The organism is Ruegeria sp. C12 (assembly GCF_056537745.1).
In genome coordinates this window covers 133,241-157,266 of the sequence record NZ_JBQFSA010000001.1, presented here as the reverse complement: position 1 = coordinate 157,266, position 24,026 = coordinate 133,241, and the positions used below count along the sequence as shown (strand labels likewise).

Here is a 24,026-nt window from a genome sequence, read left to right as displayed (position 1 = left end):
AGAGACCGAATTCAAGCAATCCGAAGATTGTTGCAAAACTGATTCAAATGGGCACCGATCAGTTCGCTACCCTTCACTGTTACAACCGGGTGTCAGACGTCAAATAACAGATAAGTTACCCGCACTTAGAGTGGCCGCAGCTGCGACAGGTCATGCAGCCTTCGATCATGACCATATCGAACTGCCCACAGGACGGGCACGCTTTGCCCCGCGGGGCGTCCATGTTCACCACCTGCGCCTGCGGGTCGGATTTCAGGCCCATCCCCTCGCCTTCCAGAAAGCCGATGTTGATCATGTGCTGTTCGATCACACCGCCGATCGCCGCCAGGATCGAGGGGATGTACTTGCCCTTGACCCAGGCACCGCCGCGCGGATCGAACACGGCCTTCAACTCCTCGACCACAAAGGACACGTCTCCGCCACGACGGAACACGGCCGAGATCATTCGGGTCAGGGCCAGCGTCCAGGCGTAATGCTCCATGTTCTTCGAGTTGATGAACACCTCGAACGGACGACGGCGGCCACCGATGACGATGTCATTGATCGTCAGGTAGATGGCGTGTTCGCTGTCGGGCCATTTCAGCTTGTAGGTCGACCCCTCCAGCGCTTGCGGGCGATCCAGCGGTTCGGACATATACACGACCTCGCCACCATCGACCTCATGCGGCGCATCGGCGCTTTCGCCCGGTGCCTTGTCGTCGCTTTCCGATACCGTCAGGACCGAGCCGGTCACGTCGTTGGGGCGATAAGTCGTACAGCCTTTGCAGCCCTGATCCCAGGCCTGCATATAAACATCCTTGAACGCGTCAAAGCTGATGTCTTCGGGGCAGTTGATCGTCTTCGAAATCGAACTGTCGATCCATTTCTGCGCCGCCGCCTGCATTTTCACATGATCAGACGGTGACAGAGTCTGCGCGTTGACAAAGTAATCCGGCAGATCCGCGTCGCCGAACTTGTCGCGCCACATCTGCACGGCGTAATCCACGACCTCTTCTTCGGTGCGCGAGCCGTCCTTCTGCAACACTTTGCGCGTATAGGCATAGGCAAAGACCGGCTCGATCCCCGAAGATACGTTCCCGGCATAAAGCGATATGGTCCCCGTCGGCGCAATCGAGGTCAGCAAAGCGTTGCGGATACCATGTTCGCGGATCGCATCGCGCACGTCGTCGTCCATCTGCTGCATCGTGCCGCTGGCCAGATATTTCTCGGCATCGAACAGCGGGAACGCCCCTTTCTCCTTTGCCAAGTCCACCGACGCCAGATATGCGGCGCGGGCAATCGCGTACAACCAGCGCTCGGTCTGACGCGCCGCCTCGTCGGACCCATAGCGCAGGCCCAGCATTAGCAGCGCATCGGCCAGACCGGTCACGCCCAGCCCGATCCGGCGCTTGGCCTGCGCCTCGGCCGCCTGTTCCGGCAGCGGGAATTTCGACGCATCCACCACGTTGTCCATCATCCGCACGGCAGTGGCGACCAGCTCCTGCATCGCGGCCTCGTCCAGATGCGCGGCATCTTCGAACGGCTCGGCCACCAGACGTGCCAGGTTGATCGAACCCAGCAGGCAGGCGCCATAAGGCGGCAGAGGTTGCTCTCCGCATGGGTTCGTCGCTGCGATGGTTTCAACATAGCTGAGGTTGTTGGCCTTGTTGATCCGGTCGATGAAAATCACACCCGGCTCGGCATAGTCATAGGTCGCCTGCATGATCTTGTTCCACAGATCGCGGGCCTGAACGGTGTGATAGACTTTGTCGCCGAACACCAGCTCCCACGGGCCGTCGGCCTTGACGGCCTCCATGAAGGCATCGGTCACCAGCACGGACATGTTGAACATGCGCAGGCGGGCCGGGTCGGATTTGGCTGTGATGAACTGTTCGATATCCGGGTGATCGCAGCGCATGGTCGCCATCATCGCCCCGCGACGCGAGCCTGCGGACATGATCGTCCGGCACATCGCGTCCCACACATCCATGAATGACAGCGGGCCAGAGGCATCCGCCGCCACCCCATGCACATCCGCGCCACGCGGGCGGATGGTTGAGAAATCGTAGCCGATGCCCCCGCCCTGTTGCATCGTCAGCGCCGCCTCTTTCAGCATGTCGAAAATACCGCCCATGCTGTCCGGTACGGTGCCCATGACGAAACAGTTGAACAATGTCACCTGACGCGCTGTGCCTGCGCCTGCGGTAATGCGCCCGGCGGGCAGGTATTTGAAATCCTCCAGCGCCGCAAAGAACTTATCCTCCCAATGCGCCGAGTCAGCCTCAACCCGCGCCAGGTCGCGGGCGATGCGCCGCCAGCTGTCCTCGACCGTCTGGTCGATGGGCGTGCCATCCGCCTGTTTAAAGCGGTATTTCATGTCCCAGATCTGCTCGGCGATGGGGGCGGCAAAGCGGCTCATTGGTGATTCCCTGTTCTGAAAGAGGTATCCAGACTACCCTAATACACACACCTGCCACAACACCTTGATGACACCGGCCAGCGAGCTACAATATAAAGATGGGCCTCGGGACGACTCTGTGGGAAAGCTGTGGATAACTACGTAAACCTCATAAAACTCTCGGTCGGCTCGGAAAGCGTCGAGACACTGCAAGCGTGGCAGGACAGTCGCAAGCCTCTGTATGAGGACGGCTGCCCGCGCCATGTCACCCGCATGTGGCCAAAGCGCGAGGCCGAGATTCTGAATGGCGGGTCAATCTATTGGGTGATCAAGGGCGTCATCCAATGCCGCCAGCGCATCTTGCGTCTGGACGAGGTCCGCGGCGAGGATGGCATCCGCCGCTGCGCCATTGTGCTGGACCCCGAGGTGCATCGCACCCAGACCGCCCTGAAACGCCCGTTTCAAGGCTGGCGTTACCTCAAGCCCGAGGACACCCCCGCCGACCTGCCGCAGGGCCGCGAACAAGACGACGCCCTGCCCGACGATCTGAACCGCGCTCTGGCGGAAATCGGGGTGCTGTAATCAGCCCAGTCGGTCCAGCAATTCGGTCAGAACCGCTTTCTCAGCCACGCCATATTTCGCCACCCGGCTGCGCCACAGGGTCGCCTGTGACTGCAACACAAGCCCGTCCGTCAGGATTTTCAGGTGATTGGCCCGCAGGGTTTCGCCGCTGGAGGTAATGTCCGCAATCGCCTCGGCGGTTTCGTTCATCACCGTACCTTCGGTCGCGCCCTGACTGTCGACCAGCGTGTAATCGGCCACGCCAGCATCAGTCAGGAACTCGCGCACCAAACGGTGATATTTGGTGGCAATCCGCAGCCGGTGGCCGTGGGCCTTGCGGAAGGCCGCCGCTGCAGCATCCAGATCGTCAAGTGTGTCCACATCGACCCAGCAGGCGGGCGTGGCGATGATCAGGTCGGCCTTGCCGAACCCAAGCCGCGAGACTTCTTCGACCTGCTGTTCCCAGCGCGGCAGTTTTTCCTGCACCAGATCGATGCCGGTGACGCCCAAATGGATCCGCCCCGCCGCCAGTTCGCGGGGGATTTCACCGGCGGACAACAGGATCAGGGAGACGCCATCAATGCCTTCGACCTTGCCCGCATATTCCCGGTCCGAGCCGCTGCGCGACAGGGTGATGCCGCGCTTTTCGAACCACGAAAAGGTCTTGTCCATCAACCGGCCCTTCGAGGGCACGCCCAGTTTCAAGCTCATTGCGCGTCCTCCTCAACCTCAAGCATCAGGTCCGGGCGCAGCACGCCGCCCACGGCGGGGATTTCCGCGCCATTGCCCAATTGCCGCGTCAGCGCGTCATAGCGCCCGCCGGTGGCAATCGGTGGCAGGTCCGGGCGACCTTCGGCATAAAAGCCAAAAACAAACCCGTCGTAATATTCCATCGACGTGCGGCCATAGGCGGCCTCGAAATCCAGCCGTTCGACATCGACGCCACGCGCCTGAAGCGAGGCCACCCGCGCCTCGAGCCGGTCCAGCGCCGGGGTGATCTGCGGCAGGTCGACGACCACGTCGCGCAGTTGCTCCAGCGCGAAAGGCATGGTTTCGCGCACGTTCAGCAGCGTTTCCAGCCCGACCAACTCATTGTCGGAAATCGGTGGCGTGTCACGATCCTCGCGCAGCGCCGCGATCCGCGCCTCGATCTCGGAGGCGCGGCGTTTGCCGATCATGGGCACGTCGATGGCCAGAGGGTCGGCAGCCTGCAACAGCGTATCCCGCCCTTCGGGGCCAGATTTACGCCCGGCGAACCGGTCCAGCAGAGTACGGAACCGGCGCGGTCGCCACAGATGCCGCATCAGCGCATCCTTGCGCCTATCGGTCGTACGCAGGCCCCGCACGGCGGCTGTCAGGATACCGATATCCCCGGTGGCCGCACGCAGGGGCAGCCCGCGCAATTGCAGCGCAAACAGCGAGAACACCTCGGCATCCGCCCCGGCGGGGTCATTGCGGTCAAAAACCTCATACCCCACCTGAATGTATTCGTTGGACCGGTCCGGGTCGTGTTCCTGCCGCCGAAACACCTCGCCAGAATAGGTATAGCGCGCGGGCTCGGCCCCATCGTTCATATGCATCTGCACCACGGGCAGCGTGAAATCCGGGCGCAGCATCTGTTCACCGCGCAGCGCGTCCGAGGTCACATAGGCACGGGCGCGGATGTCTTCGCCATAGAGGTCCAACAACGTGTCCGCCGGTTGCAGCAGCGGCGTGTCCACCACCTGCGCCCCGGCGGCCTCGAACCGCACCCGCATCATCGCGGCGCGGGCCTGTATCTGGGAACGATTGGGCATGGCTCAGTCCTGACTGTCCAGAATTTCACGCACCTTTGCGACCAGATCGCCGCGCGGCACTTCGAACTGGCTGGGGCGTTCTTTCCATTCTTCCAGCGTGGCGCTTTCGGCGATCTTCGCGCCAAGGATCAGGTCCTTGATCTGGACGATGCCACCCGCCTTTTCGTCACCACCTTCGATCACCGCAATCGGAGAATTCCGCTTGTCCGCGTATTTCAGCTGATTGCCAAAGTTCTTGGGGTTGCCCAGATAAACCTCGGCCCGGATGCCCGCATTTCGCAGTTCGGCAACCATCGCCTGATAATCAGCCATGCGGTCACGGTCCATCACGGTGACAACCACGGGGCCAGTGGCTTGCGCGGCGATGCGGCCCTTTTCGCGCAGGGCGGCCAGCAGGCGGTCAACGCCGATGGACACGCCGGTTGCAGGTACTTCCTGCCCAGTAAAGCGTTTGACCAGATCGTCATAGCGCCCGCCGCCCGAGACCGAGCCGAACTGCCGCTTGCGGCCTTTTTCGTCGAAGATTTCGAATGTCAGTTCAGCCTCATAAACCGGCCCGGTGTAGTAGCCCAGACCGCGCACGACCGAGGGATCAATCTCGATCCGGTCCGCGCCGTATCCGCCTGCATCCAGCAGCGCGCCAATCTGTTCCAATTCGGCAATGCCGTCTGCACCGATCTTGCTGTCACCCACGGCGGCGCGCAGGTTGGCCAAAGTTCCGGCGGTATCAGCGGCCTTTGACGTCAGGAAAGCAATCACCGGCTCGGCCTGATCATCGCTGAGGCCCACACCGTCGATAAACGCGCCCGAGGCATCCAAGCGACCCTTGGTCAGCAACTCGCGTACCCCGGCCTCGCCCACCTTGTCGAACTTGTCGATGGTGCGCAGGACGTTGTCTCGGGCAGCGGCGTCTTCGCCCAAACCCATCGCCTCGAGCACGCCATTCAGAACCTTGCGGTTATTCACCCGCACCAGATAGTCGCCGCGCGGGATGCCGACGGTTTCCAGCGTGTCCGACAGCATTGCACAAATCTCGGCATCTGCGGCCATCGAAGCCGTGCCGACCGTATCCGCGTCACACTGATAAAACTGACGATACCGCCCCGGCCCCGGCTTTTCGTTGCGCCAGACCGGACCCATCGCATAGCGGCGATAGGGCGTGGGCAGATCATTGCGGTGCTGCGCGTAGACGCGGGCCAGAGGCGCGGTCAGGTCATAGCGCAGGGCCATCCAATCGCCCTTATCGTTCTCGTCCACTTCCTGCCACGCAAAGACACCCTCGTTCGGGCGATCCACATCGGGCAGGAACTTGCCCAGCGCCTCGACGGTCTCGACCGCGCTGCTTTCCAACGCGTCGAACCCGTAACGATGATAGACATCCGCAATAGCCCGCAGCATCTCGGTGCGCTGCGTGACTTCCTGGCCGAAATAGTCGCGGAACCCTTTCGGCGTGATGGCCTTGGGGCGGGGCTGTTTCTTGGGCTTGGCCATGTGGGGCGTCCTTGGGCGTTTAGTGTTCCGCGCGCGGTCTATCCCATGGCCCGCATCGGGGCAAGGCGCGCTTTGGCTGGCCTTGGCCCCAAAGGCCCGCTATGACCGTCGCGGAAGGAGCCCGCAATGCAGCATTTGGAAGAACAGATCGCCCATCTGACCCGCACGGTGGAAGAACTGAACACAATCGTCACCGCGCAACAGGACGAAATCGACCGCCTGACCCGCCGCGTCGCGATGCTGTATCAACGCGAGGCCGAACGGGCGCAAGAAGGATCAGGCGGCATCGTTTATGGCGACGAACGGCCGCCGCATTACTGAGGGATCACAACCCCAGCGTGGATTTCACCGCGTTATCGACCACACCACCCAGAAGGGCATTCTTGTCCGCCGCGCAGCCCTTGGACAACGCCGCGATGAAAGCTTCGCGCAGTTGGGCTTTTTCCGCGTCCGTGCTCGCGTGATCTTCGATATTGATCTGACGATTATAAAGCGACAGGGCCGTCATCTTTCCAACAACCGCCACAACAAAGGCTTCGTCGCCATCCGCCTCTTCGGCGATCGAAGCGCAGGTATAGTGCATCACAGGCAATGCATCCTGCACCATCTGCTCTGCTGCGTCGTCAGCGAACGCGCCACCCGGCAGTGACAGGCAAAGCCCGGCAGCAGCGATTTTGGACAGGGTCATACGCATCACGTTCATTTCCAGTTATGTCCGATAATCGCACCGGCCACGCCGCCGATTGCTGCGCCCTTGCCGTCGCCGATCAAAGCGCCGACACCCGCACCGATCAATGCGCCTTCGATTGTCTTTTTCTTCTTTTTGTCATCCGCAAAACCCGCAGTCGCCACCGAAAGCGAGATCGCCCCGGCCAACATCAGCGCCTTGGACCCAATTCCTGAAAGTGCCAAACCAATGCCCTCCTGTTTCACAGGTCAATGAGAGTATGGGTTCAGCTTAGCTAGGCAAAAAGGCTGTGGCAACAAATCCGAGGGTCAGACCTCTTCGACCGACAGAACGCCATCCAGCGATTTGATCGCACCCTTGATCTGCGGGTTGATCGGAAACTCCTGCCCCAGGTCCATCTCAACGTCGCCGGGCAGGGTCGGATCCATCAAGCACACCTGTATCGGCCCCCTGGATGCCCCCTTGGCGACGCTCGCCGCGTCCGCCAGCACCGTGGCGACGGTGGACAGGACCTGCGGTTGCTCCACAAAAATACGCAGACCGGTTGACCCGGCCTCGGCAACAACCGAATCCGCTGGACCAACCGAGCGGCCCAGCAGTTTCAGTTGATCGGCCTCCATGGTTGCCTCAGCCGTCAGCACCACCTGCGCTCCGGTTTCCAGAAACTCGCGGCATTTCTCCAACGTGTCCGAGAACAGCGTGACCTCATAAGCCCCCGTCGGGTCCGAGAGCTGGGCAAAGGCAAAGCGGTTGCCGCGCGCGGATTTCCGTTCCTGCCGCCCGGCCACAACACCGGCCATTTTGGCGATCAACGGGCCCGAGCGCGCCTTTTCCGTTACCTCATCCAGCGTCAGCACCTGCTTGCGCTTCAGCGCGGGCATATAGTCGTCCAGCGGGTGGCCGGAAAGGTAGAAGCCGATGGCCTTGAACTCTTCGCTCAGCCGTTCCGCAGGCAGCCAGTCGGGCGTGGGCGACAGGCGGGGTTCAGGCAGGTCGTCCCCTGCCTCACCAAACAGCGACACCTGGTTCGAGTTCTTCTGTTCATGGATCGCCGCCGAATACTGCACCAACGGATCGAGGCTTTCGAACACGCGGCGGCGGTTCTTGTCGAGTTGATCGAACGCCCCGGCCCGCGCCATCATTTCCAACGGGCGCTTGCCGACCTTCTTCAGGTCAACACGGCGGGCAAAGTCGAACAGGTTGACGAACGGTTTGTCGGCACGCCCCTCGACCACCAGATTCATCGCCTCGACGCCCACGTTTTTCAACGCGCCCAGCGCATAGACCAGATGCCCTTCGACCACATCGAACGTCGCAAGTGAGCGGTTCACGCAAGGCGGCACGTGGGGCAGTTCCAGACCCTTGCGGACCTCTTCGAAATAAATCGCCAGCTTATCGGTCAGATGAATATCGCAGTTCATGACGCCCGCCATGAACTCGACCGGATGGTTCGCCTTCAGCCAGCCGGTCTGATAGCTGACCACCGCATAGGCCGCAGCGTGGGATTTATTGAAACCATAGTTGGCGAATTTCTCGAGCAGGTCAAAAACCTCGGACGCTTTCTTGGCATCCACGCCATTCTCACCCGCGCCTTTTTCGAACTTGGGCCGCTCGGCATCCATCGCCTCTTTGATCTTTTTGCCCATCGCGCGGCGCAGCAGGTCAGCACCGCCCAGCGAATACCCCGCCATCACCTGCGCGATCTGCATCACCTGTTCCTGATAGACAATGATGCCCTGCGTTTCTTCAAGGATATGGTCGATCAGCGGGTGAACGGATTCGATCTTGCGCAGCCCGTTCTTGACCTCGCAATAGGTCGGAATGTTCTCCATCGGGCCGGGGCGATAGAGCGCAACAAGGGCCACGATATCCTCGATACAGGTGGGTTTCATCCGCTTGAGCGCATCCATCATGCCGGTGGATTCCACCTGGAACACCGCCACCGTCTTGGCCGCTGAATACAGCTTGTACGTCGCCTCATCATCCAGCGGGATGGCGTTGATCTGGTTCTCGGCCCCGTCGGCGGGTTCATAAAGCTCCGTGCCATCCGCCGCCACATGCAAGGGCCGCCCGGATTTGAAGATCAGATCCATCGCGTTCTGGATCACCGTCAGCGTTTTCAGGCCCAGAAAGTCGAACTTTACCAACCCGGCCTGTTCCACCCATTTCATGTTGAACTGGGTCGCCGGCATGTCCGAGCGCGGATCCTGATACAGCGGCACCAGCGCATCCAGAGGCCGGTCGCCGATCACAACCCCAGCGGCGTGGGTCGAGGCATTTCGCAGCAACCCCTCGACCTGCTGGCCATAGTTCAGCAGACGGTCCACAACCTCTTCGTTGCGTGCCTCTTCGCGCAGGCGCGGTTCGTCTTTCAGCGCCTTTTCGATGGAGACAGGTTTGACGCCTTCAACCGGGATCATCTTGGACAGGCGATCCACCTGCCCATAAGGCATCTGCAGCACCCGCCCGATATCGCGCACTGCGGCCTTGGACAGCAAAGCACCAAAGGTGATGATCTGCCCCACCTTGTCGCGCCCGTATTTCTGCTGCACGTAACGGATCACCTCTTCGCGGCGGTCCATGCAAAAGTCGATGTCGAAGTCGGGCATCGACACCCGCTCGGGGTTCAAAAACCGTTCAAACAGCAGCGAATAGCGCAGCGGATCAAGGTCGGTGATCGTCAGCGCATAGGCCACCAGCGAGCCCGCGCCCGAGCCCCGCCCCGGCCCCACCGGAATGTCGTGATCCTTGGCCCATTGGATAAAGTCCGCAACGATCAGGAAGTAACCGGGAAAGCCCATGCCTTCGATGATACCCAGCTCGAAATCCAGCCGCTCCTGATATTCGTCGGGCGTCACCGCATGGGGGATCACGGCCAGACGTTTCTGCAATCCTTCATTGGCGATGCGGCGCAGTTCGGCGACCTCATCATCAGCAAATTTCGGCAGGATGGGATCGCGACGATAGGCCATAAAGGCGCAACGCCGCGCGATCTCGACCGTGTTTTCTATCGCCTCGGGCAGATCAGCGAACAGCGTCACCATCTCCTGCTGCGACTTGAAATAGTGCTGCGCGGTCAGACGGCGGCGGCCCTCTTGCTGATCGACATAGGCCCCTTCCGAAATACAGATCAGCGCATCATGCGCCTCATACATATCCGAGGTCGGGAAATAGACGTCATTGGTGGCAACCAGCGGCAGGTTCTTGGCATAGGCCATCTCGACATGGCCCCGCTCGGTCAGACGCTCGGCCTCGGGCTGGCCACCTTCACCGGGATGACGCTGCAACTCGATATACAGCCGATCCGGGAACATCCCCGCCAGCCGGTCTACCAGAGCCTCAGCCGCCGGGCGCTGCCCCTGCTGCAACAGCATTCCCACCGGTCCGTCCGGCCCGCCGGACAGGCAGATCAGACCGTCCGACCATTCCGCCAACTCGTCCAGCGTGACCTGCGGCAACTGCCCGCCCTTGTCCACATAAAGGCAGGAACTCAGTTTCATCAGGTTCTCATACCCCACCTCGGACTGCGCCAGCAGCACCAGCGGCGCGGGCGCTTTGGGCTTTTCACCGGGCTGCGCCTGCACATAGGTCAGATCGACCTGACACCCCATGATCGGCTGCACCCCGGCCCCGCTGGCGGTGACGGAAAACTCCAGCGCCGAGAACATCGAATTGGTGTCGGTCACCGCAACGGCGGGCATCTCGGCCTTCTCACAAAACGCGGGCAGCTTTTTCAGCCGCACGGCGCCTTCCAGCAGGGAATATTCGGTGTGAACGCGGAGGTGAATGAATCGTGGGGAACTGCTCATGACCCCTACGCTATCCCAGCCAGAGGCGCGGCAAAAGCGGGAACCGACGCTTTGGGATGCCTAAAAAATCGGCGCTGATTATTCGTCTTTTTCAGAAGGTGCTTCGGGGGCCGCGGCTAGGCCGCTGCAGAAAACGCTTTAATTTCAATCGCCTGAACACTACTGAAAACCCGCACCTTCGCGCCGACTGGGGGTAATGGTACATCACATAGGCAGTTTTTCTTGCCAGAGAACCTGCCCTGTTTCTAACATCACACGGCAAGCACTCCGCCCGCCACTCTTTCTACGTCGCATCGAAGGAGGGCACCCAAGGGCGCAACCGGGTAACGCGACGGGTTTCTCGTATGACGATCACGTTTCTTCTGAACGGAGAGACAGTGGAACTGGCGGATGTCGATCCGACAGCCACCCTGCTGGACTGGCTGCGCGAGGATCGCGGCCTGACCGGCACCAAGGAAGGTTGCAACGAAGGCGACTGCGGCGCCTGCACCGTCATGGTGACGGATGCGGATGGCCACAAGGCGCTCAATTCCTGCATTCTGTTCCTGCCCCAGTTACACGGCAAAGCGGTCCGCACCGTCGAAGGGGCCAGCGGTCCAAACGGCGAAGCCCACCCGGTGCAACAGGCCATGGTCGACCTGCATGGCTCGCAATGCGGCTTCTGCACCCCGGGCTTCGTGATGTCGATGGTCGCAAGCCACGCCACCGGTGCCACCGATCACGACACGCAACTGGCCGGAAACCTCTGCCGCTGCACCGGCTACGCCCCGATCATCCGCGCCGCCCAAGCCGCCGAACCAAAACCGACACCGGACTGGATCACCAACGACCAGTCCTTCTCTTGTTCAAAAATACCTCGGGGGGAGGCCGCAGGCCGGGGGGCAGAGCCCCCCTTCCTCCCCCACAGCGCCGAAGAACTGGCAGCTCTTTACGCCGACCACCCAAGCGCCACCCTGATCGCAGGGGCCACCGATGTCGGGCTCTGGGTCACCAAGCAGTTGCGCGATCTGGACCCGGTGATTTTCCTCAGCCGCTGCGACGATCTGAAACAGATCACCATCACCGATGACGAAATCCGCTTTGGCGCGATGGTCGATATGAACCGCATGGGCGCGGCGCTGACCGACCTACACCCCTCCTACGCCGAAATGATCCGCCGCTATGCCAGCGTTCAGGTGCGCCACGCGGCCACCGTGGGCGGCAACATCGCCAACGGCTCGCCCATCGGGGACAACCCGCCCGCCCTGATTGCGCTGAACGCCACGCTGCACCTGCGCAAGGGCGACACCCGCCGGTCCCTGCCGCTGGAGCAGTTCTTCATCGACTATGGCAAACAGGATCGCACCCCCGGTGAGTTCGTCGAGGCCGTCAGCTTTCCGCGTCAACCCGACCGGCTGAAGGCGTATAAGCTCAGCAAACGATTCGATCAGGATATCTCGGCCGTCTGCGGCTGTTTCAATATCACCGTCTCGGACGGCACCGTCACCCAGGCGCGCATCGCGTTTGGCGGCATGGCGGCCATCCCGAAACGGGCAGCCCATGTCGAGGCCGCGTTGATCGGCAACCCGTGGACGCGCGACACCATTCAGGCCGCGCTTCCCGCCTTTGCCGACGATTTCACACCACTCACGGACATGCGCGCCTCGGCCACCTATCGACTGGAAACCGCCAAAGCGATGCTCGAAAGATATTTCCTCGAAGATCAGGGTGAGGTGACAAACGTGCTGGAGGTATCGGCATGAGCGTGACCAAACCCCTGCCGCATGACGCGGCACCGCTGCATGTCTCGGGCACCGCGCGCTATGTGGACGACATCCCGACCCCCAAAGGATCGCTGCATCTGGCCTTTGGCCTTAGCCCGATTGCCAAGGGCAGGATCACCGCGATGGACCTGTCTGCGGCGAAAGCAGCCGACGGGGTCGTCGCGGTCCTGACCGCCGACGACCTGCCCTTTGCCAACGACGTCTCGCCCTCGATCCACGATGAACCGCTGCTGTCGGACGGCACCGTGCACTATATCGGCCAGCCGGTTTTCCTTGTGGTTGCGACCAGCCATCTGGCCGCCCGCAAAGCCGCGCGACTGGGGCAGATCGACTATGCCGAAGACACCCCGATCTTGACGGTTGAAGAGGCCCTGGCCGCCGACAGCCGGTTCGAAGACGGCCCGCGCATCTACGCCAAGGGCGACGCCGACGCGGCCATCGCGGGCGCGGCCCATGTGATCGAAGGCACGTTCGAGATCGGCGGACAGGAGCATTTCTACCTCGAAGGGCAGGCCGCGCTGGCCCTACCAAACGAGGGCGGCGACATGCTGGTTCACAGTTCGACCCAGCACCCGACAGAGATTCAGCACAAGGTGGCGGACGCCCTGGGCGTACCCATGCACGCGGTGCGGGTTGAGACCCGGCGGATGGGCGGTGGCTTCGGCGGCAAGGAAAGTCAGGGCAACGCGCTAGCCGTCGCTTGTGCCGTGGCGGCACGGGCAACCGGCAAAGCCTGCAAGATGCGCTATGACCGCGACGATGACATGACCATCACCGGCAAGCGCCACGCATTCCGGATTTCCTACAAGGCCGGGTTCGATGACAATGGCCACATTCAGGGCGTCTCATTCCTGCAATATGCGATCTGCGGCTGGGCGCAGGACCTGTCCCTGCCCGTCGCCGACCGCGCCATGCTGCATTCCGACAATGCCTATCTGCTGCCCAACGCGCGCATCGAAAGCCACCGGCTGAAAACCAACACCCAATCCGCCACCGCCTATCGCGGCTTTGGCGGCCCGCAGGGGATGGTCGGAATCGAGCGCGTGATGGATCACGCCGCGCATGAACTGGGACTGGACCCGGTCGAACTGCGGCGGCGGAACTACTACGAGCCTGCGCATGTTGTTGCTGACCCTGTTCTCACGGAAAAACCGCTGGGTCACCCCGACCCGCACGAAGACCTGACCAGCCGCGGCGCGGTTGAGACCGGCAACGCCCCAGTGCGCCCCCTGCCCGCAGGCGGCAACACCACCCCCTACGGCATGGAGGTCAGCGATTTCGAACTGCACGGCATGACCGAGGCGTTGCTGAAATCCAGCGACTATACCGCGCGCAAGGCCGCTATCGAGAAATGGAACGCCGAAAACGCTGTTATCAAGAAGGGCATCGCCTTCTCTCCGGTCAAGTTCGGTATCTCCTTCACGCTGACCCACCTGAATCAGGCGGGGGCGCTGGTGCATGTCTATCAGGACGGCTCGGTCCACCTGAACCATGGCGGCACGGAAATGGGTCAGGGCCTGTTCCAGAAGGTGGCGCAGGTCGCAGCCTCGCGCTTTGATATCCCGCTTGAGATGGTGAAGATCACCGCCACCGATACCGCCAAGGTGCCCAATACCTCGGCCACGGCGGCATCCTCGGGCAGTGACCTGAACGGCATGGCGGTCAAGGCCGCCTGCGACACGATCCGCGACCGGATGGCTGACTATCTGGCCGAACGGCATCAGGCCGATCCGTCGACCGTGACCTTCTCGGACGGGCATGTGTCGGTCGGTGAGGAACGCTATACCTTCGCCGAGGCTGCTGCGCTGGTCTATCAGGGCCGGGTCAGCCTGTCGGCGACCGGTTTCTACAAGACGCCCAAGATCGAATGGGATCGGATCAAGGGCCGGGGTCGCCCGTTCTTCTACTTCGCCTATGGGGCCTCGGTGACCGAAGTTGCCGTAGATACTCTGACCGGCGAAAACCGCATTCTGCGCACGGATATTCTGCATGACGCAGGGGCCTCGCTGAACCCCGCGCTGGATATCGGACAGGTCGAAGGTGGCTATGTGCAAGGCGCGGGCTGGCTAACGACCGAGGAACTGGTCTGGGACCACAAGGGCAATCTGCGCACCCATGCGCCCTCGACCTATAAAATCCCCGCCTGTTCCGACCGGCCCGACATCTTCAACGTCGCGTTGTGGGACGGTGAAAACCGCGAGGATACGATCTATCGCTCGAAAGCGGTGGGAGAGCCGCCCTTCATGCTGGGCATCTCGGCCTGGCTGGCGCTGTCGAATGCAGTGGCGGCCTGCGGGGATGGATACCCGGCATTGGATGCCCCCGCCACGGCCGAGGAAGTCTGGCGAGGTGTCCAAAGGATGAAGGGAGGCATCTGATGGGATTTGATCTGGAGGCTTTGAGGGAGGCGGTCAAAACCCACGGAAAAGTGGTCCGGTTGGTCATAGCCGGGATTAAAGGGTCGTCCCCGCGCGAGGTCGGTGCCGCGATGCTGGTCTGGGAGGGCGGGCAATCGGGCACCATCGGCGGCGGTACGTTGGAGTATCAGGCGGCGCAAGCCGCGCGCCATCAGACCGATCGGGTACGGCTGAGCCAACACGCGCTTGGCCCGGATATGGGCCAGTGCTGCGGCGGGGCGGTATCGCTGCTGAGCGAGGTTTATGACCTTGATGCGGTCAACACTCTGGATGACAAGTTCATCGCTCGCCCGGTTTCGGGTGGCGAAATGCCCCTGTCCGTCAAACGGCTGCTGGCGCGGGCGCGGGGTCAGGGCATCGAGCCAGACCCGCAACTGATTGACGGATGGATGATCGAACCGGTTCACCAACCGGCTCGCAATCTCTGGATATGGGGCGCTGGCCATGTGGGCCGGGCGTTGGTTGATGTCCTGTCACCCCTGCCCGATCTGGCGATCACATGGGTTGATACCGGGCCAGAGCGCTTCCCCGAAACCGTGCCGCGCGGCGTTACCGTCGTCCCGGCGGCAAAACCGGCGGAACTGGTGCGCCATGCGCCCCGTGATGCCGAACACCTTGTGCTGACATATTCACACACTCTGGACTTGGAACTGTGCAACCGGCTGCTTTTGCACGATTTCCGCTTTGCTGGGCTGATTGGCTCGGCTACGAAATGGGCGCGATTCCGGTCGCGGTTGGCGGCCCTTGGGCATTCGCCCGAGCGGATCAGCCGGATCACCTGTCCAATCGGGGACCCCGGCCTGGGCAAACACCCGCAGATGATCGCCGTTGGCGTCGCGGCACAGCTGCTGCGCCCGGCCCGGCGGAACGAATTGAAGAAGGACCTGAGCGCGTGACCACTCCACTTCTAAGCTTGCAAGGGCTGACCAAAGCCTATCCCGGCGTCGTGGCCAATGATCAGGTGTCTTTTGACATTGGCGAAGGCGAGGTTCACGCCCTGCTGGGCGAAAACGGCGCGGGGAAATCCACGCTGGTCAAGATGATCTACGGGCTGGTGAAGCCTGACAGCGGCACAATGCTGCTGCGCGGCCAACCCTTTGCCCCACCTGAGCCCCGCGCGGCGCGGGCAGACGGCATTGCGATGGTGTTCCAGCATTTCTCGCTGTTTGACGCGCTGAATGTGGCCGAGAACATCGCTTTGGGGATGGAGAACCCGCCCCCGATGGGCGATCTGGCCTCGCGTATTCGGCAAGTGTCCGAGACCTATGGCCTGCCGCTGGACCCGTACCGCACGGTCGGTGATCTGTCTGCGGGTGAACGCCAGCGGGTCGAGATCATTCGGTGTCTGCTGCAAGATCCCAAGCTGTTGATCATGGACGAACCGACCAGCGTGCTGACCCCGCAGGAGGTCGAAATCCTGTTCGAGACGCTGAACAAGCTGCGGTCCGAGGGCACCTCGATCCTGTATATCTCGCACAAGCTGGAGGAAATCCGCACGCTGTGTGACCACGCCACGATCCTGCGTCTGGGCAAAAATGTGGGTGAATGCGTGCCGTCCGAGACCTCGGCGCGGGATATGGCCGAAATGATGGTGGGCTCGACCCTGCAGACGCCGGAACGGTCCGGTCGCGCGTTCGGCGAGGTTGCGCTGGATGTCAGCGGCTTGTCGGTGCCGTCGCCATCGGAATTCGGGACGGCGTTGAAGAACGTACATATGACCGTCCGCAAGGGTGAGGTTCTGGGCATTGGTGGCGTTGCCGGGAACGGACAAGATGAATTGCTGGGGGTTCTGTCGGGTGAAATCACGACAGCCGCTGATGCAATCAAGTTCAACGGACAGCCGGTTGGCAAACTTGGACCGAGCGCGCGCCGGAAGCTGGGCGTGCTGACAGCACCCGAGGAACGGCTGGGCCATGCGGCGGCACCGGACATGAGCCTGACTGAGAATGCCCTGCTGACCGGATCTGTCCGCGAAGGGCTGGAGAGCAACGGTTTTCTGAAATGGGCAGAGACCAAGGGTTTCGCCGAGAAGATCATCAAGGCGTTCGACGTGCGCACGCCGGGGCCGGAAAATGCGGCGCGGTCGCTGTCAGGCGGCAATCTGCAGAAATTCGTGATCGGACGCGAAGTGCTGCAGGACCCGGACGTTCTGGTGGTGAACCAGCCGACCTGGGGTGTGGACGCGGCGGCTGCGGCCTCGATCCGTCAGGCGATTCTGGATTTGGCGGCCAAGGGGACAGCGGTTGTCTGTATCTCGCAGGATCTGGATGAGTTGATGGAAATCTCGGACAGCTTTGCCGCCTTGAACGAAGGACGACTGAGCGCGCCACGCCCGACGACGGGTCTGACCGTGGACGAGATCGGCCTGATGATGGGCGGCGCGCATGGCATGGAGGTGGCGCATGTGTGATCTGTTGAGCCGCCTCCGGCGGGAGTATTTACAAAAAGATGAAGAACTTGGGGGGATGAGCAGGTGATTGTGTTGGAGAAGCGGCCGCAGCCGTCGAAGGCGTGGTCTTATGCGACCCCCTTGGTGGCGGTGCTGGCGACCATGGTGTTTGGTGGCATTCTATTCGCCATTTTGGGCAAGAACCCGGTCGAGGCCATTGGCACCATTTTCTGGGATCCTCTGTTCGGTGAGTTCGCCTTTTACTATCGCCCGCAATTGCTGGTGAAAGGCGCGCCGTTGGTTCTGATCGCCATTGGTCTGTCGCTTGGCTTTCGCGCGGGCATCTGGAATATCGGGGCCGAGGGGCAGTATATCATGGGCGCCATTTTCGGCGCGGGCGCTGGTCTGGCGTTTTATCCGCTAGAGGCGTTCTATATCTTTCCGATCATGGTGGTTGCCGGGGCCTTTGGCGGTTGGCTCTGGGCGATGATCCCGGCCTTTCTGAAAGTGCGGTTCGGCACCAACGAAATCCTTGTGTCGCTGATGCTGGTCTATGTGGCCGAGCAGATGCTGGCCTCGGTCTCGCTGGGGCTGTTGAAAAACCCCGAAGGGTTCGGCTTTCCTGGCTCGCGCAACCTGCAATCTTATGACAGCGCGCATAATGCTGAGCTGATCGCCGGTTCGGGGATGCATTGGGGCGTCGTGACCGCGCTGATCGCGGTGATCTTTGCCTATGTGCTGTTGAACCGGCACATGCTGGGCTTCCACATCCGCCTGACCGGCGAGGCCCCAAGGGCCGCGAAATTCGCAGGCGTGAACCCGGCGCGGCTGATCCTGTTCTGTCTGGGCCTGTCCGGCGCGCTGGCAGGGCTTGCCGGGATGTTCGAAGTGTCCGGTCCCTCGGGCGTGGTCAGCATCGACTTTAACGTGGGCTATGGCTTTACCGCGATCATCGTGGCCTTTCTGGGCCGGTTGCATCCGGTGGGTATCCTGCTGGCCGGTGGCCTGATGGCGCTGACCTATATCGGCGGCGAGATTGCGCAATCCCAACTGGGCCTGCCCGCCGCCGCCATTCAGGTATTCCAGGGGATGCTGCTGTTCTTCCTGCTGGCTTTCGATCTTTTGACCAACTACCGCATCCGTGCGGCCCGTAGCGAGGTAGCGTAATGGATCTTGGTGAGATTAACCCCGTCCTTCTGGTCGCCTCGCTGATGGTGGCCGCAACCCCCCTGCTGCTGGCCGCGATCGGAGAGCTGGTCGTCGAAAAGGCTGGCGTTCTGAACCTTGGCGTCGAGGGCATGATGATCGTGGGCGCGATCAGCGGCTTTGCGATCTCGGTCGAGACCGGCTCACCCTGGCTGGGCTTTATTGCTGCCGCGATTGGCGGCGCCGTGCTGTCCCTGCTGTTTGTGCTGCTGACGCAGGTGGCACTGGCCAATCAGGTGGCAAGTGGTTTGGCGCTGACGCTGTTTGGACTGGGGTTCAGTGCGCTGATGGGTCAAAGCTATGTCGGGGTCAAACCCCCCAGCATGGGCGACATCCATATTCCCTTGATCAGTGATATCCCGGTGATTGGGCCGATCCTGTTCCAGCATGATCCGATCCTGTATGTCGGCATTGCGTTGACCGCCGCTGTTTGGGCCACGCTGAAATACACGCGCGTCGGTCTGATCCTGCGTGCAGTGGGCGAAAACCACGACGCGGCACATGCCCTGGGCTACAAGGTCATCAAGATCCGCATTCTGGCGATCCTGTTCGGCGGGGCCTGCGCGGGCCTGGGCGGGGCTTACATCAGCCTGATCCGCGTGCCGCAATGGACCGAGGGCATGACGGCTGGCGTGGGATGGATCGCCTTGGCGCTGGTGGTGTTTGCCAGCTGGAAACCCTGGCGCGCCTTGCTGGGCGCCTATTTGTTCGGCGGAATCACAGTGTTGCAGCTTAATTTGCAGGCAGCGGGCGTTGCCATCCCTGTCGAGTATCTGGCAATGTCGCCCTATATCATCACGATCCTTGTGCTTGTGATCCTTTCGGCCGACAAGAGCAGCGCACCTGCCTCACTGGGCCGGATCTTCCATGCCTCACACTAGGGGCCAACTGAACCAACTTGGGGAGTAACACATGAAATTCACATCACTTCTGGCAAGCGCCGCCATGGCGCTGGGTCTGGCCTCGGGGGCCATGGCCGAAGACAAAACCAAGGTCGGCTTTGTATATGTCGGCCCCGTGGGCGACGGCGGCTGGACCTATGAACACAACAAGGGCCGTCTGGCCGTGGAAGAACACTTTGGCGACAAGGTTGAAACCGTGTTCGTCGAGTCCGTTCCCGAAGGCCCCGACGCCGAGCGTGTGATGACCCAGATGGCGCTGGAAGGCGCGGATCTGATCTTTACAACCTCGTTCGGTTACATGGACCCGACCATCAACGTGGCCAAGAAGTTCCCGGATGTGAAATTCGAGCACGCCACCGGATATAAGACTGCCGACAACGTTTCCGTGTACTCGGCCCGGTTTTACGAAGGTCGCGCGGTTCAGGGCCATATCGCCGGAAACATGACGGAATCGAACATCATCGGTTATATCGGCTCGTACCCGATCCCCGAAGTGATCCGTGGCATCAACTCGGCCTATATCCACGCCAAGAAGGTGAACCCGGATGTCGAGTTCAAGATCGTATGGGCTTACACTTGGTTTGACCCGGCGAAAGAAGCCGACGCCGCCACGGTTCTGATCGAACAGGGCGCGGACGTGATCCTGCAACACACCGACTCGACCGCGCCGCAAGCGGCAGCGCAAGAGGCAGGCAACGTGGTCACCTTTGGTCAGGCCTCGGACATGAGCGAATACGCGCCATTCCCGCGCGTGTCGTCGATCATCGATGATTGGGCACCGTATTACATTGCACGGACCCAGGCCGTTATGGATGGCACATGGGAAAGCGCGAACACCTGGGATGGCATCCGTGAAGGCATGGTCGCAATCGGTGAAATCACCGACGCCGTTCCGGCTGATGTCAAAGAAGAAGCCTTGGCCCTGAAAGCCGCCATGGCTGCCGGTGAATACCACCCCTTCACCGGCCCGCTGAAGAAGCAGGACGGCAGTGACTGGCTGGCCGAGGGCGAAACCGCTGATGACGGTACGCTGGCTGGCATGAACTTCTATGTCGAGGGGCTGGAAGGCGAAATTCCGCAGTAAGTCCTAAGTCAAGCAAACAGAGAAAGCCCGCACCGACGTGCGGGCTTTTTTTGTCTCGGAATTAACCCGCTTAGAACAGGCCAAGGAACTTTGATTTCTTTCGGGTGCTTCCGTCTTCAAAGGAATAGCCAAACAGTTCGATGTCACGCGCGTAGGCCTGCGCAACCACATCCCGGCTGTCGTCATCGAAATAGTCACGGTAGTCCGAACGCGCCGTCTTTTTCCTGTGGCGCACCGTCGACCTTCGAAGGCCAAGCTGTTTCATCACCACTTTGAGATCGTCATCAAAGCGTTCGAACCGGCCGATGAAATCAATCGGCATCTCGCCCGAGCGTGCCGTCAGAAAATAGCTCTGCGGTATGAAATACCGGATCTTGAGGAAACGGTCCGGGTCACGCGCAAATGTCGCCATGAACTCATCAAACGACCCGCAATCGCTGACTTCTGTCAAATCCGGGCGCCGCTGGCACACATAGTGATAGGCCGAGACAAAGCGATCCCACGGGTTTCTGACGAACGCGAACTTGTAGTAGTCATCGGCCTCATCCCCCACCAGTTTCAGCAGCCCGGATATGGTCGCGCGTTCTTCATCTTGTGGATGGCGTTCGTTTACACGACGACTCAACAGATGGTCCCGCTTGAGCAAAGTGGTCACAGTCGAACCGCCGGTTTTCGGGATGTGCACGAACACGGTGCGAAGATTGGGATATACAGGCATCCGGCTTCCTTAACTGTGCCACGTGTCGGCGTGGTACGGCTTTGGTGATCGGTTGGTTCAGCGGTCAAACGCGTGTACCGCCACTTCGGCGCGGTCGCAATCAGAACCGATATGCGACACGCGCGGTTATGGTGCTCAGATCAAAGTCACTGTCGTTGGATGCTTCGTCAAACTGGCCCGAGACGTCGCGATAGGTGTAATCAGCGGCAACGAACCAGCGATCCGTGACGTTGTATTCGACGCCCACGCCGATATTGAAACCATCCAGCGTCGTTTGACTTTCCCGAGACTCAAAAGCTGCGCTTGGATGAACACGCAGGCGCGACCAGGACCAGCCCACGGCACCGTAAAGCAAAAAATCACCGCGGATATAGCCCACGCGCCCGCGCACGTCTGCGAAATCCATGACTTCACGGTTTTCCGGTGCGGGTGCTCCGCGTTCAAGCACGTAAGACAGGTTCGAATACCGGGCTTCGGCGCCGTACAAGATATTGCCGCGTTGCAGGTTGTAGCCAACCAAGACACCGAAACTGCGTCCGTTATCCGGATCGAAAGAGGCATCTAAGGTTCCACCGGACAAGACAGGGTAATCCGTGTCACCGCTTGCCGTGGCAGCGCCAATTTCCAACCCGGCATAGAGGCCATGAAAGGCCCCGTCAGCCCCTGTCAGCCCATCTTGCGCCTGCGCGGTTTCTGGAATGAACAGCGCAAGCTGTGCCAGCACAATACCTGCTACCGCATTTCGCATATTCGACATACGTAACACCTCAATCGTTCCTTTTTTCGCCGCCTTACAGCGCCCGATACACAAAATCTAGCAGCACCTTCTGAAAAGCCAAAAACGACTTATTCTTTTCGCGCGCCTGCGGGACATACCCGCAACAGTCGCTAAAATAATGGGCATCTTCCAAGTTGTGCCTGATCAAATCGGCCCGTTCGTAACTCACTGTCTCATCTTGAGAATACCACGGGCAAGCGCATTCCTAAATCCCTTATCGTCCTGAACACTCGGGACATGTTCGCCGCATGGCGCTAAAGCCACATCGCGTCCGTTGAGTGATCGGATGCTCTGACCAAATCACCGCAACGATCTGCGCGTACACTCAAAATCCAGCAAGAAATTGCCGAAACCCCAAAAGGAAGGGATTCTTGGGGTCACTGACACAACGCGTCAAGCCCGCCCAAACCGGTCCAGCACGTTGCGGGTGATCTGCTCGACCTGCCAATCGCGGCGCGTCAGGCCCATGACCCACTCGCAGGTGGCGGCGGTAAAGACTTCGCCTTGCCCACGCTCCCAATGCACAATAACTCCGTTTCCGCGCGTGCTGCGGTCAAGCGTTTCCTGGGTCAGTTCGCCGAACAGTGTCCGTGCTTTGAAAGCAGCGTCGGCGCTGCCGATATACATCGTCTCACCCCAAATTCCGTGATCCGGCTCTAGGTTTGTTGCCAGACCCATGGCCAGAATAGAGATGTCGGGATCAGCTCCATCGGTCCCTGTCGGAAACGGCAGGCCATCCTCCATTCTGTAATCCAGCCCGTCGACCTCGTACCCGTAAATCCGCGAGCTACTTCCCAGTTGATCGCCATAGCCCAATTGCGTTCCGGCAAGTGCCCAGTGATCGGGGCGGTAGACCGTGAAACCGCTGTTCTGCCCCGCACACCGGCCCAAGCCCGCGTAGATGCCCTTAAGCCCGTTCACCCCGAACGTCTGGGCACCCGGCCAGTTCACCGGATCAACCTCCCACGCTGCTGTCACCAGATGCTGCTGGTCCGTTCCGGCCAGCGGATCGAGCTCTGCCGTGTATTTGTAGCAGATCTGGGTCTGCCCTTCGTCTTCGATCCGGGTCTGCCACAGGAAGTTCCCTGCAAACCGGGCGACCCGACCGCCGTTGGTGACAAAGCGATCCACGGCCTTGCGCATATTCGCCGACCAATACTCGTCATGCCCGACAAAAACCGCGCATCTGTGGCGTTCCAACAGGTCGGGATCAGCCTCCAGATCATGTTGGGTGGCAAAGTCGAATTCATAACCCTGCGCTTCGGCCCACCTGGCAAAATGCCGTTCATAGCTGGCCCACCCGGCCGAGGCATATTTCTTCGAATACCCATAGGCATAGGCCCATTCCATATAGGGGTAACGCACCATCTCACCAGCAGTATGAGCCCTGTCAGGCACCGCCCGAGGGGCCCCGGCTGGCAGTTTGCAAAACCCCCGCGTCCAGGGGCGTTGGGTTGAAACAACAGGCGAAAAGGCATTCTGGTCCGGGCCGGTGATACCCTCGTAATGATTGGACCCGCCCCAGCAATTATACGCCAGCCAAGTGCCCGTGGCGCAAACCAACAGATATGGCGCGGCTGGTTTGTCCTTTGCGCGGCGTAGCAGAAACAGATGGTGTTCTTCGACGTGATCCCCGTCTCGCCCGGCCCTGAACGTCACCAGATACCCGCCTGCAGGCCAGTCGGCAGGAATGGTGAATTCGTAAGACGCCTCCCAATCGCACCCGGAAACCGAACAGTCGAAGGGCGTATCCTGATGCACCCCTTTCAACCCGCTTTCCCGAAGCACGGGCTGGTAGGAGACCCCATCCCGGCCAATCTCCAGATCCCATTTCTGCGCGGTTGTCGAAACGCGCAGCGCCACGCGTTCACCCGGGGCGTAGGTCATGCGGTCGGTGTAACCCCAGATCTCCAGCACATCGGCGTCACGGGACGGGCCAATGTAATAGTTGTCCAGAATATGCCGCGCCTTGGCGCGGGTTCGTGGCGTGATGGCCGGTTCGCTGGATTCTGAACGCGTCATTGGCGGATCGGCTTCGATGGGTCGA

At 61.0% G+C, this 24,026-nt stretch carries 19 protein-coding genes; 9 read left to right on the top strand and 10 right to left on the bottom strand.

Annotated features, from left to right (window positions below):
• Positions 1 to 115 precede the first annotated feature (115 nt).
• Positions 116 to 2,398: an adenosylcobalamin-dependent ribonucleoside-diphosphate reductase gene (locus ACR0C9_RS00665; protein ID WP_480780158.1), complete on the bottom strand. Its 2,283-nt coding sequence runs from the start codon at positions 2,396 to 2,398 to the stop codon at positions 116 to 118.
• A gap of 129 nt (positions 2,399 to 2,527) precedes the next feature.
• Between ACR0C9_RS00665 and ACR0C9_RS00660 the strand changes: the two genes are divergently transcribed.
• The gene (locus ACR0C9_RS00660; protein ID WP_480780157.1) at positions 2,528 to 2,959 is read left to right on the top strand and encodes a DUF1489 family protein; all 432 of its coding nucleotides are present in this window, start codon (positions 2,528 to 2,530) and stop codon (positions 2,957 to 2,959) included.
• On the opposite strand, the gene hisG is transcribed toward ACR0C9_RS00660, so the two are convergent.
• The 3 genes from hisG to hisS are packed head-to-tail and all read right to left on the bottom strand — an operon-like array spanning position 2,960 to position 6,225.
• Complete coding sequence (gene hisG, locus ACR0C9_RS00655) at positions 2,960 to 3,649, bottom strand: ATP phosphoribosyltransferase (RefSeq protein WP_170452736.1); 690 nt, start codon at positions 3,647 to 3,649, stop codon at positions 2,960 to 2,962.
• Positions 3,646 to 4,734, bottom strand: a complete 1,089-nt coding sequence (locus ACR0C9_RS00650; RefSeq protein ID WP_170452739.1) for an ATP phosphoribosyltransferase regulatory subunit — start codon at positions 4,732 to 4,734, stop codon at positions 3,646 to 3,648. Before ACR0C9_RS00650 ends, hisG begins: the two co-directional genes overlap by 4 nt.
• 3 nt (positions 4,735 to 4,737) lie before the next feature.
• On the bottom strand, positions 4,738 to 6,225 hold the full coding sequence (gene hisS / locus ACR0C9_RS00645; protein ID WP_170736512.1) for a histidine--tRNA ligase: 1,488 nt from the start codon (positions 6,223 to 6,225) through the stop codon (positions 4,738 to 4,740).
• A 126-nt stretch (positions 6,226 to 6,351) separates the two neighbouring features.
• Between hisS and ACR0C9_RS00640 the strand changes: the two genes are divergently transcribed.
• Complete coding sequence (locus ACR0C9_RS00640) at positions 6,352 to 6,546, top strand: SlyX family protein (RefSeq protein ID WP_170452743.1); 195 nt, start codon at positions 6,352 to 6,354, stop codon at positions 6,544 to 6,546.
• Between the two features lie 4 nt (positions 6,547 to 6,550).
• Here ACR0C9_RS00640 and ACR0C9_RS00635 read toward each other — a convergent pair whose 3' ends face one another.
• The 3 genes from ACR0C9_RS00635 to dnaE form a co-directional block, all read right to left on the bottom strand.
• Complete coding sequence (locus ACR0C9_RS00635; protein WP_480707729.1) at positions 6,551 to 6,913, bottom strand: hypothetical protein; 363 nt, start codon at positions 6,911 to 6,913, stop codon at positions 6,551 to 6,553.
• A gap of 11 nt (positions 6,914 to 6,924) precedes the next feature.
• Positions 6,925 to 7,137 (bottom strand): YMGG-like glycine zipper-containing protein, encoded by a 213-nt coding sequence (locus ACR0C9_RS00630; RefSeq protein ID WP_480582689.1) that lies wholly within the window; start codon positions 7,135 to 7,137, stop codon positions 6,925 to 6,927.
• A gap of 84 nt (positions 7,138 to 7,221) precedes the next feature.
• Positions 7,222 to 10,722 (bottom strand): DNA polymerase III subunit alpha, encoded by a 3,501-nt coding sequence (dnaE, locus tag ACR0C9_RS00625; RefSeq protein WP_480780156.1) that lies wholly within the window; start codon positions 10,720 to 10,722, stop codon positions 7,222 to 7,224.
• A gap of 344 nt (positions 10,723 to 11,066) precedes the next feature.
• On the opposite strand from dnaE, the gene xdhA reads away from it, so the two are divergent.
• The 7 genes from xdhA (at position 11,067) to ACR0C9_RS00590 (ending at position 20,483) form a co-directional block, all read left to right on the top strand.
• A complete protein-coding gene (xdhA, locus tag ACR0C9_RS00620; RefSeq protein ID WP_480780155.1) occupies positions 11,067 to 12,464 on the top strand; it encodes a xanthine dehydrogenase small subunit in 1,398 nt (465 codons plus the stop codon).
• Positions 12,461 to 14,863, top strand: a complete 2,403-nt coding sequence (gene xdhB / locus ACR0C9_RS00615; RefSeq protein ID WP_480780154.1) for a xanthine dehydrogenase molybdopterin binding subunit — start codon at positions 12,461 to 12,463, stop codon at positions 14,861 to 14,863. Before xdhA ends, xdhB begins: the two co-directional genes overlap by 4 nt.
• Positions 14,863 to 15,798, top strand: coding sequence for a xanthine dehydrogenase accessory protein XdhC (gene xdhC, locus ACR0C9_RS00610; protein ID WP_170452750.1), 936 nt, complete (start codon positions 14,863 to 14,865; stop codon positions 15,796 to 15,798). The genes xdhB and xdhC overlap by 1 nt, the downstream gene beginning before the upstream one ends.
• A complete protein-coding gene (locus tag ACR0C9_RS00605) occupies positions 15,795 to 17,312 on the top strand; it encodes an ABC transporter ATP-binding protein (protein ID WP_170452752.1) in 1,518 nt (505 codons plus the stop codon). The genes xdhC and ACR0C9_RS00605 overlap by 4 nt, the downstream gene beginning before the upstream one ends.
• A gap of 63 nt (positions 17,313 to 17,375) precedes the next feature.
• Positions 17,376 to 18,458 carry an ABC transporter permease gene (locus ACR0C9_RS00600; protein WP_170452754.1) on the top strand — a complete coding sequence of 361 codons (1,083 nt, stop codon included), beginning with the start codon at positions 17,376 to 17,378 and terminating at the stop codon, positions 18,456 to 18,458.
• On the top strand, positions 18,458 to 19,378 hold the full coding sequence (locus ACR0C9_RS00595; protein WP_170452756.1) for an ABC transporter permease: 921 nt from the start codon (positions 18,458 to 18,460) through the stop codon (positions 19,376 to 19,378). The genes ACR0C9_RS00600 and ACR0C9_RS00595 overlap by 1 nt, the downstream gene beginning before the upstream one ends.
• A 31-nt stretch (positions 19,379 to 19,409) precedes the next feature.
• Positions 19,410 to 20,483 (top strand): BMP family ABC transporter substrate-binding protein, encoded by a 1,074-nt coding sequence (locus tag ACR0C9_RS00590; protein ID WP_170452758.1) that lies wholly within the window; start codon positions 19,410 to 19,412, stop codon positions 20,481 to 20,483.
• Positions 20,484 to 20,553: 70 nt separating this feature from the next.
• Here the strand turns inward: ACR0C9_RS00590 and ACR0C9_RS00585 are convergent, their stop codons facing one another.
• The 3 genes from ACR0C9_RS00585 to ACR0C9_RS00575 all read right to left on the bottom strand — a co-directional run bounded on the left by ACR0C9_RS00585 (position 20,554) and on the right by ACR0C9_RS00575 (position 24,001).
• Complete coding sequence (locus ACR0C9_RS00585; RefSeq protein ID WP_170452760.1) at positions 20,554 to 21,201, bottom strand: sulfotransferase family 2 domain-containing protein; 648 nt, start codon at positions 21,199 to 21,201, stop codon at positions 20,554 to 20,556.
• Between the two features lie 100 nt (positions 21,202 to 21,301).
• Entirely contained in the window at positions 21,302 to 21,958 is a 657-nt protein-coding gene (locus ACR0C9_RS00580) for an outer membrane protein (RefSeq protein ID WP_480780153.1), read from the bottom strand.
• 414 nt (positions 21,959 to 22,372) lie between these two features.
• Positions 22,373 to 24,001, bottom strand: a complete 1,629-nt coding sequence (locus ACR0C9_RS00575) for a N,N-dimethylformamidase beta subunit family domain-containing protein (protein WP_480780152.1) — start codon at positions 23,999 to 24,001, stop codon at positions 22,373 to 22,375.
• Between the last annotated feature and the right edge of the window lie 25 nt (positions 24,002 to 24,026).